Raw genomic sequence first — 13063 nt, 5'->3', positions numbered from 1 at the left:
TTATTGTTCACTCAACCCTTGACCCCAACCACATCCACCTAATGTAGCCATGCTGCTCATACCTGCCATCGACCTCAAGGACGGTCATTGCGTGCGCCTGAAACAGGGCGATATGGACCAAGCCACCGTGTTCTCGGACGACCCGGGACAGATGGCGCGACACTGGCTGGCGCAAGGTGCGCGACGATTGCACCTGGTGGACCTGAACGGCGCGTTCGCCGGCAAGCCGAAGAACGAACCCGCGGTCAAGTCGATCATCCAGGCGGTGCGCGAGTTCGCGCTCGAGAACGATGTCGACGAGATCCCGGTGCAGCTGGGCGGCGGCATCCGCGACCTCGACACCATCGAGCGTTTCCTCGACGACGGCCTGTCCTACATCATCATCGGCACCGCCGCGGTGAAGAACCCGGGTTTCCTGCACGATGCATGCAGCGCCTTCCCGGGCCAGATCATCGTCGGCCTCGACGCCAAGGATGGCAAGGTGGCGACCGACGGCTGGAGCAAGCTGTCCGGCCATGAAGTGATCGACCTGGCAAAGAAGTTCGAAGACTACGGCTGCGAAGCCATTGTCTACACCGACATCGGCCGCGACGGCATGATGGGCGGGGTGAACATCGAGGCCACCGTGAAGCTGGCGCAGAGCGTCCAGATCCCCATCATCGCCTCCGGCGGCGTGCACAACATCAAGGACGTGGAAGCGCTGTGCGCGGTGCAGGACGAAGGCATCGAAGGCGTGATCTGCGGCCGTTCCATCTACGAGGGCACGCTCGACCTGCGTGCCGGGCAACAACGCGCTGACGAACTCAGCGGCCTCGAAGAAGAGGCGGAAGAAGAGTAATGAGCCTTGCAAAACGCATCATCCCCTGCCTGGACGTGACCAACGGCCGTGTGGTCAAGGGCGTCAATTTCGTCGAACTGCGCGACGCCGGCGACCCGGTCGAGATCGCGCGGCGCTATGACGAGCAGGGGGCCGATGAAATCACCTTCCTCGACATCACCGCGACCTCCGACGGCCGCGACCTGATCCTGCACATCATCGAGGAAGTGGCCTCGCAGGTATTCATCCCGCTGACCGTCGGCGGCGGCGTGCGCACCGTCGACGACGTGCGCCGCCTGCTCAATGCCGGCGCCGACAAGATCAGCGTCAACAGCACCGCGGTGGCCAACCCGCAGATGGTGCAGGAAGCCGCGCATAAATTCGGCTCGCAATGCATCGTCGTCGCGATCGATGCCAAGAGGGGCGCGCAGGGCGGCTGGGAAGTCTTTACCCACGGCGGCCGCAAAGCGACCGGCCTCGACGTCGTCGAATGGGCGAAGAAAATGGAAAGCCTCGGCGTAGGTGAAATCCTCCTCACCAGCATGGACCGCGACGGCACCAAGAGCGGTTTCGACCTTGAACTGACGCGCGCCGTCTCCGACGCCGTGTCGATTCCCGTCATTGCCTCGGGCGGCGTGGGCGGCCTGCAGGATCTGGCCGATGGCATCAAGGTCGGAAAGGCCGATGCCGTGCTTGCGGCCAGCATCTTCCATTACGGCCAGCATACGGTGCAGGAAGCCAAGCATTTCATGGCCGGACAAGGCATCCCGATGAGGCTTGCATGAGCGCTGCCTCCAAATGGCTGAACAAGGTGAAATGGGACGAGCACGGGCTGGTGCCGGTGATCGCCCAGGAAGTCGGCAGCAATGATGTGCTGATGTTCGCCTGGATGAACCGCGACGCGCTCGCGAAAACAGTCGAGCTGGGCGAGGCCGTGTACTGGAGCCGCTCCCGCAAGAAACTGTGGCACAAGGGTGAAGAGTCCGGCCACGTGCAGAAAGTGCACGAAATCCGCCTCGACTGCGACGAAGATGTGGTGCTGCTGAAGGTGGAGCAGTCAGGCAGCATCGCCTGCCATACCGGCCGCCACTCCTGCTTCTTCCAGAAATTCGAGGGCAGTGCCGACAAGGGCGACTGGCAAGCGGTCGACCCGGTGCTGAAAGACCCGGAAAGCATCTACAAATAACCCTGCGGCGGGCGCTGCCCGACCTGACCATGAGTGAAATCCTGAAACGCCTGGCCGATGTCATCGAGTCCCGCAAGCCTGCGAACGGCGGTGACATCGACAAGTCTTATGTTGCCCGTTTGTTCAGCAAGGGCGACGACGCCATCCTCAAGAAGATCGGCGAGGAGGCCACCGAGACTGTGATGGCCGCCAAGGATGCGCGCGCCGGCGGCGATGCGGCCAAGCTGGTGTACGAATGCGCCGACCTGTGGTTCCACTCGATGATCCTGCTGTCGCAATTCGGTTTGAGCGCAGACGATGTCCTCAGGGAACTTGCCCGCCGGGAAGGACTCTCTGGTATCGAGGAAAAGGCCAGTCGCGAGTCGGGCAAGCCGGATTGACGCAATTGATGAAAATTCTTTGATCCATCGACGGGAAAGCCATGACAAACTGCATCTTTTGCAAAATCGCTTCGAAGCAGATTCCGACCAAGGCCGTCTACGAGGACGACGACGTCATCGCCTTTCATGACATCAATCCGGCCGCGCCGGTGCATGTCCTGATCGTGCCGAAACTGCATGTTCCGACGCTGGCCGACTGCGATGAAAGCCACGCGGCGCTGCTCAGCAAGATGATGCTGCTCGCGCCGAAGATCGCGCAGGAGCAGGGCTGCGGTTACCAGGCAGTCGATGGCGGCACCGGCAGCGGCGGTTTCAAGACGCTGTTCAATACCGGTCCGGACGGCGGTCAGGAGGTGTACCATCTCCATTTGCACGTAATTGGCGGTCCGCGTCCGTGGCGCGGGCAGCGATAAAGCAGTTAATTTGATGTTTGAAGGACGTTCGCGTCCGCTTAGGAGAAAGTAATGGGTTCGTTTAGCATTTGGCACTGGCTGATCGTGCTGGTCGTCGTCGTGTTGATCTTCGGTACCAAGAAGCTCGGCAACATCGGCTCCGACCTCGGCAAGGCCGTCAAGGGCTTCAAGGATGGCGTCAAGGGCGATGAAGAAAAGTCCGCGGCCGACAAGTCCGCCATCGACGTCGACGCCAAGGAAAAGAAGAGCTGATGTCCGCTGTCCCGCATCGCGCGGCTGATGCGCCGCGTGCCCTCCTGCTTGTCTTTTCGTCATGATTGATCTCGGCCTTTCCAAACTCGCTTTGATCGGCGTTGTCGCGCTGGTCGTCGTCGGGCCGGAGCGCCTGCCGAAGGTGGCCCGCATGGCCGGCACCCTGTTCGGCCGCGCGCAGCGCTACATCAGCGACGTGAAGGCGGAAGTCAGCCGCGAGATCGAACTGGAAGAGCTGCGCAAGATGCAGAAGGAAATGCAGGAAGCGGCCACCGACGTCGAACAGACCATCACTTCCAACCTCGCCGAGCTGGAGTCGGACGTGCAGGAAGCCCTGCGCAATCCCTTGCTCGAGCCCGGGGAGGAGCCCAGCCAGATGGCGGTCAAGGCCAAGGACTTCCGCAAGAAGAAGCTGGCTCGCAATTCCGCCATTCCCGCCTGGTACAAGAAACAGAACGGTCGCAGGACCCGCGTGATTTCCGGCGCCGCCCGCGTCGCGAAGTACCGCCCTGCCGGCGCCCGCAAGACCCCCGCGTCCTTCCACTGATGACCGACGACCAAAACTCGACTCCCGCGGGAGAAACCTTCGTCTCGCACCTCGTGGAGCTGCGCAACCGCCTCGTGAAGGCGCTCACCGCGGTACTGCTCGTGTTCCTGGGCCTGATGCCCTTCGCGGGCAAGATCTACGACGTGCTTGCGCAACCGATGATGTCCGCGCTGCCGGCCGGGAGCAAGATGATTGCCACCGGCGTCATCACGCCTTTCCTGATCCCGGTGAAGGTCACCCTGCTGGTTGCCTTCCTGATTGCCTTGCCGGTGGTCCTGTACCAGGCGTGGGCGTTCGTCGCCCCCGGCCTTTATGAGCACGAGAAAAAGCTGATCGCACCGCTGGTCATCTCGTCGTCGCTGCTGTTCCTGATCGGCGTGGCGTTCTGCTATTACTTCGTGTTCGGCACGGTATTCCAGTTCGTGAACCAGTTCGCGCCGCAATCGGTGTCGGTGGCGCCGGATATCGAGAGCTACTTCAGTTTCGTGATGACGATGTTCATTGCGTTCGGCATTACCTTCGAGGTGCCGATCGTCGTCATCGTCCTGGTGCGCATGGGCATTGTGACGGTGGAGAAGCTGAAGGAATTCCGTCCGTACATGATCGTTGGTGCATTCGTCATCGCCGCCATCGTCACGCCGCCGGATGTCGTCAGCCAGCTGCTGCTCGCGATCCCGCTGTGCCTGCTGTACGAACTCGGGCTGATCCTGGCGCCGATCTTTGCGCGCGCCACGCGCGCGCCCGAAGAAACCGCCTGAAACCTCATGTCGCCTGGCGCAGCCAGGCTACCAGGGGATAAGCATCCTTGAAGCCGGCAAGGACTTCCTTGCCCAGGTCGGCCGGCACTTTCTTTCTGATGCCGGTTTCCGTCCACACGATGAAGCTCTTCATCTTGATGTACTCGATGTGCGGGAGATCGGCGTCGAAGCCTTTCGGCGGCCGCACCAGCTTGCCTTCGTCCTGGAGGTCGCCGAAGCGCTGCTTCAGCGCCTTGTTCCTCAGCACCTTGCCGAATCCCGCCGCATCGGCAATCACATGCTCGCGAATCGCCTTGAGCCGCGGCGCAGGCGGCATGTACTCGCCCCCCGCAACCAGCAGCACGCCGTTGGCATCGATATGGAAATAGTAGGCCGGGCCGCCGCCCTGGCTCGGCTTTTTCAGACCGCTGGCGGTGATGGCGGCGGAAAACGTTGTCTTGTACGGGCTCTTGTCCTTGGAAAAGCGCATGTCCCGGTTGATGCGGAACAGGGCTTTCTTCGGGTTGCATCCCGCCACGGCAGGGTCGAACTTGCTGATGCCGGCGATCAGCTGCGTGACCAGTTCGAGGAACTCGGCGCGCAGGATGTCGTAGCGCGGCTTGTTCATCACGAACCACGCGCGGTTATTGTTTTCGGAAAGCTCGGAAAGAAACTGGATCAGGTCGCGCGTGTGCATGCGAAAGGCTCCGCCAAACGTAAGAGTTATTCCTGGTCTTCGCGGCGCGGACGGGGGCGCTTGCCGACCACGACTTCGACGGTCGCCTCCTGCCCCTTGCGCAACACCGTCATCCTTGCCTTGTTGCCCGGCGTGAGCTGGGCGATCAGGTTCAGCATGTCGGTCGTGTCGCTCACCGGTTTGCCTTCCACGGCCATGAGGATGTCGCCGGGACGCATGCCCGCGCGGTCGGCCGGGCCGCCCTTGAGCACGCCGGCAATGATGGCGCCGGATTTCTTGGCCAGCCCGAAGCTCTCGGCGAGTTCAGGCGTGATGTCCTGCGGCTCCACGCCGATCCATCCGCGCACCACCTGTCCGGTGCTGATGATGGATTCCATCACTGTCTTCACCGTCGTCACCGGGATGGCGAAGCCGATGCCCAGCGAGCCGCCGCTGCGGGAGTAGATAGCGGTATTGATGCCGAGCAGATTGCCGCTCACGTCGATCAGCGCGCCGCCCGAATTGCCCGGGTTGATCGCCGCATCGGTCTGAATGAAGTTTTCGAAGGTGTTGATCCCGAGATGGTTGCGACCCAGCGCGGAAATGATCCCCATCGTCACCGTCTGGCCGACGCCGAACGGATTGCCGATGGCCAGCACCACATCGCCGACCTTGGCCTCGTCCGCATGGCCCAGCGTGATGGAAGGGAGGTTCTGCAGATTGATCTTGACGACGGCGAGGTCGGTTTCCGGATCGGTACCCACCACCTTTGCCACGGCCTTGCGTCCGTCAGCCAGCGCGATCTCGATTTCGTCGGCGGTCTCGATCACATGGTTGTTGGTGAGGACGTAGCCTTCCGGGCTCACCACCACGCCCGAACCCAGGCTGAACTGGCGGTCTTCCTGTTCACCGAAGAAGCGGCGGAACAGGGGATCGTCCATGAACGGCGTCTTCGGCTGGCGCGCGCCCTTGGTGGTAAAGATATTCACGACCGCCGGCATGGCAACCCGCGCCGCCTCGCGATATGAACTCTGCGCGGGACTGGCCCCGGCCGGCGCTTCCACCATCGCCACCGGCGAAGCAACCCGCGACGTGCGGCTGCCCGCGGCCCACTCCGGCTTCAGGGTCGTTACAATGAACCAGATTGCCAGGCCGACCGTGACGGTTTGCGCAAACAGAAGCCAGAGACGTTGCATAGAGGTGAGGAAATGAACCGTGGATCAATAAACAGGGACGAATTTGCAAAATATCTTGAGCAAACGCTCGATATTAACCGCTTTCGCGACTATTGCCCAAATGGACTGCAGGTGGAAGGCCGTGCCTCTATCACTAAACTCGTCACCGGCGTAACGGCCAGTCTGGCCCTGCTGGAGGCCGCCGCGCACGAGGGCGCCGATGCCATCCTCGTGCATCACGGCTACTTCTGGCGCGGGGAGGACGCCCGCGTGGTCGGCCCGAAGCAGCGGCGGCTCAAGCTGCTACTGGGTCAGGATATCAGCTTGTTTGCTTATCATCTGCCGCTCGACGCGCATCCCGAGTTCGGGAACAACGTGCAGTTGGCCAGGCGGCTCGGCCTGGTGCCGGACGGACGCTTCGGCGAGAACGACCTGGGTTGGCTCGGGGTGCCGGCAGACGCCGGCCTGGGCACGGTGGGCGGCCTGGCAAAGGACATTGAAGAGCGCCTGGGGCGTGCTCCGCTGCTCATTGGCGACCCGGCGCAGAAGCTTGGACGGATTGCCTGGTGCACCGGTGCGGCCCAGGGCATGCTCGGCGATGCCATCGCGGCCGGCGCTTCCGTCTATCTGAGCGGCGAGATTTCCGAACCGACCGTTCACCTCGCGCGCGAAGCAGGAGCGGCCTATCTCGCGTGCGGGCACCACGCCACGGAACGCTTCGGCGTGCAGGCCCTGGGAGAGCACCTGGCGCAAGAATTCGGCATCGAACACCGCTTTATTGACATCACCAACCCCGTATAGAGGATTTCAGCTATTAGATTGCCGGTTACCCTCATTCATCGACGGACAAGGTATCATTACTCCAAGTGAGGGAATTGACATGCTCCAAGAAACATCGCGCGATCCGGTGGGCGTTCTGGTCGTCGAAGACGACGCCGTGACGCGAAAAGCGCTATGCCTGGCGATTGAATCCGACCCCGGCTTGAAGCTGCTCGACGCTTTCGACAGCGTCAAGCCCGCGCTCGACTTTCTCGAATCATCCTCACCCGATGTCCTGATGACCGACCTCGGGCTGCCCGACGGCTCCGGCATCGACATCATCCATGCCTGCGCGCGCCGCCATCCAGCCACCGACATCATGGTCGTGACCATGTCCAGCGACGAGGCCAACGTGCTCGCCTGCATCGAGGCCGGCGCCTCCGGCTACGTCCTCAAGGATGCCGGCAAGCTGGACATTGCGCGCGCCGTGCTCGACCTGCGCGCCGGCGGCGCGCCAATGAGCCCGGCGATCGCCCGCATGGTGCTGGCCAAGGTGCGCGACAACAAGAAGCCCGCGGTGCCGCAATCCTCCCCGGCCAGCGACACCACCAGCCTGACCAGGCGCGAGGCGGCGATCCTGGACCTGATCGCCCAGGGCGAGAGCTATGGCGAAGTGGCGAAAATGCTGTCCGTCTCAGTCGGCACCGTCCAGACTCACATCAAGAACATCTACGGCAAGCTCTCCGTCCATTCCCGCGGCGAGGCCGTGTACGAGGCGCATCGCCGCGGCCTGCTGCAGCTCGGCCGGCCGCCCGGCAAGCGCAGCTGATTACTTCTTCAGCGAATCCCGGATTTCCCGCAGGAGCAGGATCTCTTCCGCCGTGGGGGCGGGCTCGGACGCTTGCGCCGGTTCGGACCTCTTTGCCTTGTTCAGGGTGCGCACCATCTGGAAGATGATGAACGCCAGGATGATGAAGTTCAGCAGGATGGTGATGAAGCTGCCGTACGCGAATACGGCGCCTGCCTTCTTCGCCTCGGCCAGGGCAAGGTGGGTTCCCTGGTTGTTCAGGGGCAGGTAGTAGTTCGAGAAATCCAGCCCGCCCAGCAATTTGCCGGCGAGCGGCATGATCAGGTCCTGCACCATCGAATCGACGATCTTCGCAAACGCGCTGCCGATGATCACGCCGACGGCAAGGTCGATCACATTCCCCTTGATCGCAAACGATCTGAAATCCTGCAGCATGCCCATCGATTCACTCCCTTCTTGTTGTTGAAAACGCAAGCCGGCGCGCCTGTCAGGCAACCGGCCCCGCGACTATGACAGAGTTTCATCGACTTTTCCGGCCCCCTTGCGGCGGGTGTATGGAATTGCACGAAAAAGTTCCCGGAAGTCGCGCCCGGCCTTGCATATTCACTTTAAAACGAATGTCCCGTCAGTTATAATCTAAGGTTGCTGAACTTTCCTACAGATTTTCGCTTTTTCACTGATTGGGGTTGGTATGAGTAACGAAAAGCAGGTCGATTCCGGTCGACGTGGCTTGCTCGTCGCGACATGCGCGGCGGGTGGTGTGGCCGGGTTGGCCACAGCGGGGGCCTTTGTGTCGACCTTCCAGCCGTCCGAGCGGGCCAAGGCCGCCGGCGCACCGGTTGAAGTTGACATCGCCGCTCTGGCACCGGGAGAAATGATGACGGTCGAGTGGCGCGGCAAGCCGGTCTGGATCCTGAAGCGCTCCCCGCAGATGGTCGAGTCGCTGGCGAAGACCGAAGGCCAGGTCGCCGATCCCAAGTCCGAGCGCAACCCGAACGAACTGACGCCGGAGTACGCGCGCAATGCCTACCGTTCGCGCAAGCCGGAAATCCTGGTTGCCGTCGGCATCTGCTCGCACCTCGGCTGCTCGCCGACCACCAAGCTGCAGCCGGGCGCGCAGCCTTCCCTGCCGGACGACTGGGCAGGCGGCTTCCTTTGCCCGTGCCACGGTTCCACCTTCGACCTCGCCGGCCGCGTCTTCAAGAACAAGCCGGCACCGGACAACCTCGAAGTCCCGCCGCACATGTACCTGAGCGATACCAAGCTGATCATCGGTAAAGACGAGAAAGGCGAAGCATAACCATGGCATTTCAAGAGAAAAAGCTTCCCGCTGACGCGCCGCTGTCCGCCAAGACCCTGAACTGGTTCGACGCCCGCTTCCCGGTTTCGTCGACCTGGAAGGCGCACCTGTCCGAGTACTACGCGCCGAAGAACTTCAACTACTGGTATGCCTTCGGTTCGCTGGCGCTGCTGGTGCTGGTGATCCAGATCGTCACCGGTATCTTCCTCGTGATGCACTACAAGCCGGACGCCAACCTCGCGTTCGCTTCCGTCGAGTACATCATGCGCGACGTGCCTTGGGGCTGGCTGGTGCGCTACATGCACTCCACCGGCGCATCCGCCTTCTTCATCGTCGTCTACCTGCACATGCTGCGCGGCCTGCTCTACGGTTCCTACCGCAAGCCGCGCGAGCTGGTGTGGCTGTTCGGCGTGGGCATCTTCCTGATGCTGATGGCAGAAGCCTTCTTCGGCTACCTGCTCCCGTGGGGACAGATGTCCTACTGGGGCGCGCAGGTGATCGTGAACCTGTTCGGCGCCATCCCGTTCATCGGTCCGGACCTGTCGCTGTGGATCCGTGGCGACTACGTCGTTTCCGATGCAACACTGAACCGCTTCTTCTCCTTCCACGTGATCGCCATTCCGCTGGTGCTGCTGGGCCTGGTCGTCGCACACATCGTTGCCCTGCACGAAGTGGGCTCGAACAACCCGGACGGCGTGGAAATCAAGGAAAAGACCGACTCCAACGGCGTTCCGCTCGACGGCATCCCCTTCCATCCGTACTACACGGTGCACGACGTGTTCGTTGCCGCGGTCTTCCTGATCGTGTTCAGCGCCATCGTGTTCTTCGCACCGGAGATGGGCGGTTACTTCCTCGAGTACAACAACTTCATCCCGGCCGACCCGCTGAAGACGCCGCCGCACATCGCGCCGGTCTGGTACTTCACGCCGTTCTACTCGATCCTGCGTGCGACCACCTCGGAGTTCATGCTGTACCTGGCGATCGGCCTGGTTGCGTATGTCGCACTGATCATGCTGAAGTCCAAGCTCAGCGGTTCGACCAAGACCGGCATCCTGATCGTCTCCATCGCGGCGTTGATCGGCATGTTCGTGTTCGACGCGAAGTTCTGGGGCGTCGTGCTGATGGGCGTTTCCGTGCTCATCCTGGCCGGCCTGCCCTGGCTCGACCATTCCCCGGTGAAGTCCATCCGCTATCGTCCGGCTGGCCACGGCTACATCTACCTGGTGTTCGGCATCGCGTTCGTGATCCTCGGCTACCTCGGCGTCCAGGCCCCGACCCCGGTCGGTACCGCGGTCGCGCAGGTCTGCACCTTCATCTACTTCGGCTTCTTCCTGCTGATGCCGTGGTGGAGCAGGATGGGCCAGTTCAAGGCCGTGCCTGACCGTGTCACGTTCCACCCGCACTAAGCCGCAAAAGGGATATAAGAACCATGAACTTGTTGAAAAAACTGATTGCGGTCCTGGCATTCGTTCCGGCGGTTGCCTTCGCCAGTGAAGCAACCTTCCCGCTGGATCAGGCGCCTAACCGCACCCAGGACCTCGCGTCCCTGCAGAACGGCGCCAAGCTGTTCGTCAACTACTGCCTGAACTGCCATTCGGCGTCGGCCATGCGCTACAACCGCCTGACCGACATCGGCCTGACCGAAGAGCAGATCAGGAACAACCTGCTGTTCACCGGCGAGAAGGTCGGCGACCTGATGAAGGTGTCGATGGCGGCGAAGGATGCCAAGGAGTGGTTCGGCGCCGTTCCGCCGGATCTCTCGGTCATCGCGCGTGCGAAGGCATCCGGCGAGGGTTCCGGCCCGGACTGGCTGTACACCTATCTGCGTACCTTCTACAAGGACGACACCCGTCCGACCGGCTGGAACAACCTGGTTTTCCCGAACGTCGGCATGCCGCACGTGATGTGGGAACTGCAAGGCGTCCGCGCCGCGAAGTTTGTTGAGGAGAAGGACCCGCACGACGCCAGCAAGACGGTGCACAAGTTTGCCGGCTTTGAGCAGATCAAGCCGGGCAAGCTGTCCGGCACCGACTTCGACAACGCCACCGCCGACCTCGTCGCCTACCTGGAGTGGATGGGTGAGCCTGCGCAGAACAAGCGCAAGCGTCTCGGCGTGATCGTCCTGCTCTTCCTCGGCGGCTTCATGCTCCTCGCATGGCTGCTGAACAAGTCGTACTGGAAAGAAATCAAGTAAGGCCTAGGCCCGCAGCGTACGCTGCGGGCAATTGATTTGGGGTGAGCCGTACCTGGTCTCACCCTTTTGTTTCTAAGGAACTACAACATGATGGTTCTCTACTCGGGCACAACCTGCCCATTTTCGCAACGCTGCCGCCTCGTGCTGTTCGAGAAAGGCATGGATTTCGAGATCCGCGACGTCGACCTGTTCAACAAGCCGGAAGACATCTCGGTGATGAATCCGTACGGACAGGTGCCGATCCTGGTCGAGCGCGACCTGATCCTGTACGAGTCGAACATCATCAACGAATATATCGACGAGCGTTTTCCGCATCCGCAACTGATGCCTGCCGACCCGTTGATGCGCGCCCGCGCCCGCCTGATGCTGTTCAATTTCGAAAAGGAATTGTTTGTCCACGTTCACGCGCTGGAAAACGACAAGTCCAAGGCCGCCGACAAGACGCATGAAAAGGCACGCGCGGAAATCCGCGACCGCCTGACGACGCTGGCGCCGCTGTTCATCAAGAACAAGTACATGCTGGGCGACGAGTTTTCCATGCTCGATGTCGCGATCGCACCCTTGCTGTGGCGCCTCGACCACTACGGCATCGAACTATCGAAGACTGCCGCGCCTCTGATGAAATATGCGGAGCGGATTTTTTCCCGTCCCGCTTACATTGAAGCACTGACGCCGTCCGAAAAGGTCATGCGTCGTTAAGGGGTTGGCGCTGGCGCGCATTTTTCGCCGGCGCCGATCCTATTCCAGACCGGAAACCATGTCTGAAATCTCGACCAAGCCCTATCTCCTGCGCGCCATCTACGAATGGTGCACAGACAACGGCTACACGCCTTATCTCGCAGCCGCGGTCGATGCCCGCACGCTGGTGCCGCGCGAGTTCGTCAAGAATGGCGAAATCGTCCTGAATATCAGCTTCACCGCGACCAGCGGCTTGAAGATGGACAACGATTTCATCAATTTCCACGCCCGGTTCGGTGGTGTCTCGCGCGAGATCTCGATTCCGGTCGACAATGTCGTCGCCATCTACGCGCGCGAAAACGGCCAGGGAATGGCTTTCGAGGTGACGCCCGCAGCTCAGCAGGATGGCGAAAGTCCCGTCGAAGAAAAGCCCAACGGCCCGGCGCTCGCGGCAGTTCCGCCAACACCGGAGAGCTCCGCCGACCACGACGCAGGGAGCGGACCCGACGATAACGGCGACGGGCCAAAAAAAGGCGGACGTCCGACGCTAACCCGAATCAAATAAAGTACAATACGGGACTTTCAGTTTCGCCGGCTTAGCTCATCTGGTAGAGCAGTTGATTTGTAATCATCAGGTGGCGGGTTCGAGTCCTGCAGCCGGCACCAATTAAAAAGCCCACGATCAGCGATGATCGTGGGCTTTTTGTTTCATGGCGCGCAGGTGAAGCTCAGACGTCGCCTTTCAGGCCGTTCCAGCGCGGCGTAAGCGCATGGGGAATGGAGAACAGGTCGAGCACCCGGCCGACCGTGTGATCCACCATTTCCTCGATCGTCTTCGGACGCTGGTAGAAACCGGGAAGGGGCGGAAAGATGATGCCGCCCATTTCAGTCACTGCCGTCATGTTGCGCAGATGGGCAAGGTTGAAGGGTGTTTCACGCACCATCAGCACCAGGCGGCGCCGTTCCTTGAGCACGACGTCGGCAGCGCGCGTGATCAGGTTGTCCGACAGTCCGTGCGCGATGCCCGCGAGTGTCTTCATCGAGCAAGGCGCAATCACCATCCCATCGGACTGGAACGAACCGCTTGCGATCGAGGCACCGATATCGCGCACGTTGTGTACCACGTGCGCCAGCGCTTCGA

Annotated in this window: 19 protein-coding genes and 1 tRNA gene; 16 read left to right on the top strand and 4 right to left on the bottom strand. The window is 61.6% G+C overall.

All coding sequences use genetic code 11. The features are described from left to right. The first annotated feature begins 49 nt into the window (after positions 1 to 49). The 8 genes from hisA (at position 50) to tatC (ending at position 4353) form a co-directional block, all read left to right on the top strand. A complete protein-coding gene (gene hisA / locus VFF99_RS16365; protein WP_325019749.1) occupies positions 50 to 838 on the top strand; it encodes a 1-(5-phosphoribosyl)-5-[(5-phosphoribosylamino)methylideneamino]imidazole-4-carboxamide isomerase in 789 nt (262 codons plus the stop codon). Then, on the top strand, positions 838 to 1602 hold the full coding sequence (gene hisF / locus VFF99_RS16360) for an imidazole glycerol phosphate synthase subunit HisF (protein ID WP_325019747.1): 765 nt from the start codon (positions 838 to 840) through the stop codon (positions 1600 to 1602). The genes hisA and hisF overlap by 1 nt, the downstream gene beginning before the upstream one ends. Next, positions 1599 to 2003, top strand: coding sequence for a phosphoribosyl-AMP cyclohydrolase (gene hisI, locus VFF99_RS16355; protein ID WP_325019745.1), 405 nt, complete (start codon positions 1599 to 1601; stop codon positions 2001 to 2003). The genes hisF and hisI overlap by 4 nt, the downstream gene beginning before the upstream one ends. A gap of 29 nt (positions 2004 to 2032) precedes the next feature. Then, entirely contained in the window at positions 2033 to 2383 is a 351-nt protein-coding gene (locus tag VFF99_RS16350; RefSeq protein WP_325019743.1) for a phosphoribosyl-ATP diphosphatase, read from the top strand. Between the two features lie 41 nt (positions 2384 to 2424). Then, complete coding sequence (locus VFF99_RS16345; protein ID WP_325019741.1) at positions 2425 to 2796, top strand: histidine triad nucleotide-binding protein; 372 nt, start codon at positions 2425 to 2427, stop codon at positions 2794 to 2796. 51 nt (positions 2797 to 2847) lie between these two features. Further along, a complete protein-coding gene (tatA, locus tag VFF99_RS16340; protein WP_325019739.1) occupies positions 2848 to 3048 on the top strand; it encodes a Sec-independent protein translocase subunit TatA in 201 nt (66 codons plus the stop codon). A 61-nt stretch (positions 3049 to 3109) separates the two neighbouring features. Next, positions 3110 to 3595 carry a Sec-independent protein translocase protein TatB gene (tatB, locus tag VFF99_RS16335; protein WP_325019737.1) on the top strand — a complete coding sequence of 162 codons (486 nt, stop codon included), beginning with the start codon at positions 3110 to 3112 and terminating at the stop codon, positions 3593 to 3595. Further along, positions 3595 to 4353 carry a twin-arginine translocase subunit TatC gene (gene tatC / locus VFF99_RS16330; protein ID WP_325019735.1) on the top strand — a complete coding sequence of 253 codons (759 nt, stop codon included), beginning with the start codon at positions 3595 to 3597 and terminating at the stop codon, positions 4351 to 4353. The genes tatB and tatC overlap by 1 nt, the downstream gene beginning before the upstream one ends. Before the next feature lie 4 nt (positions 4354 to 4357). Here tatC and VFF99_RS16325 read toward each other — a convergent pair whose 3' ends face one another. Continuing rightward, the gene (locus VFF99_RS16325) at positions 4358 to 5029 is read right to left on the bottom strand and encodes a DUF2461 domain-containing protein (RefSeq protein ID WP_325019733.1); all 672 of its coding nucleotides are present in this window, start codon (positions 5027 to 5029) and stop codon (positions 4358 to 4360) included. 26 nt (positions 5030 to 5055) lie between these two features. Next, entirely contained in the window at positions 5056 to 6204 is a 1149-nt protein-coding gene (locus tag VFF99_RS16320; protein ID WP_325019731.1) for a Do family serine endopeptidase, read from the bottom strand. Positions 6205 to 6216: 12 nt separating this feature from the next. Between VFF99_RS16320 and VFF99_RS16315 the strand changes: the two genes are divergently transcribed. Together VFF99_RS16315 and VFF99_RS16310 are read left to right on the top strand one after the other, a co-directional pair. After that, entirely contained in the window at positions 6217 to 6984 is a 768-nt protein-coding gene (locus tag VFF99_RS16315) for a Nif3-like dinuclear metal center hexameric protein (protein WP_325019728.1), read from the top strand. A 79-nt stretch (positions 6985 to 7063) separates the two neighbouring features. Further along, complete coding sequence (locus tag VFF99_RS16310) at positions 7064 to 7771, top strand: response regulator transcription factor (RefSeq protein ID WP_325019727.1); 708 nt, start codon at positions 7064 to 7066, stop codon at positions 7769 to 7771. On the opposite strand, the gene mscL is transcribed toward VFF99_RS16310, so the two are convergent. Then, entirely contained in the window at positions 7772 to 8191 is a 420-nt protein-coding gene (mscL, locus tag VFF99_RS16305) for a large conductance mechanosensitive channel protein MscL (protein WP_325019725.1), read from the bottom strand. A gap of 250 nt (positions 8192 to 8441) precedes the next feature. On the opposite strand from mscL, the gene petA reads away from it, so the two are divergent. The 6 genes from petA (at position 8442) to VFF99_RS16275 (ending at position 12588) form a co-directional block, all read left to right on the top strand. Beyond that, the gene (gene petA / locus VFF99_RS16300; protein WP_325019723.1) at positions 8442 to 9050 is read left to right on the top strand and encodes a ubiquinol-cytochrome c reductase iron-sulfur subunit; all 609 of its coding nucleotides are present in this window, start codon (positions 8442 to 8444) and stop codon (positions 9048 to 9050) included. A gap of 2 nt (positions 9051 to 9052) precedes the next feature. Further along, the gene (locus VFF99_RS16295) at positions 9053 to 10456 is read left to right on the top strand and encodes a cytochrome bc complex cytochrome b subunit (protein ID WP_325019721.1); all 1404 of its coding nucleotides are present in this window, start codon (positions 9053 to 9055) and stop codon (positions 10454 to 10456) included. Between the two features lie 23 nt (positions 10457 to 10479). Next, positions 10480 to 11244 (top strand): cytochrome c1, encoded by a 765-nt coding sequence (locus VFF99_RS16290; protein ID WP_325019719.1) that lies wholly within the window; start codon positions 10480 to 10482, stop codon positions 11242 to 11244. 87 nt (positions 11245 to 11331) lie between these two features. Continuing rightward, positions 11332 to 11943: a glutathione S-transferase N-terminal domain-containing protein gene (locus VFF99_RS16285; protein ID WP_325019717.1), complete on the top strand. Its 612-nt coding sequence runs from the start codon at positions 11332 to 11334 to the stop codon at positions 11941 to 11943. Positions 11944 to 12001: 58 nt separating this feature from the next. Next, positions 12002 to 12487 carry a ClpXP protease specificity-enhancing factor gene (locus VFF99_RS16280; RefSeq protein ID WP_325019715.1) on the top strand — a complete coding sequence of 162 codons (486 nt, stop codon included), beginning with the start codon at positions 12002 to 12004 and terminating at the stop codon, positions 12485 to 12487. Between the two features lie 25 nt (positions 12488 to 12512). Further along, a tRNA-Thr gene (locus VFF99_RS16275) sits at positions 12513 to 12588 on the top strand. 62 nt (positions 12589 to 12650) lie between these two features. On the opposite strand, the gene VFF99_RS16270 is transcribed toward VFF99_RS16275, so the two are convergent. Next, on the bottom strand, positions 12651 to 13063 hold a 413-nt coding region (locus tag VFF99_RS16270), incomplete at its 5' end, for a UbiX family flavin prenyltransferase (protein ID WP_325019713.1).

The sequence above is a fragment of the Noviherbaspirillum sp. genome, assembly GCF_035654295.1.
In the GTDB taxonomy this organism is placed as follows: Bacteria; Pseudomonadota; Gammaproteobacteria; order Burkholderiales; family Burkholderiaceae_D; genus Noviherbaspirillum.
This window is presented reverse-complemented; position numbering and strand designations above follow the sequence as displayed.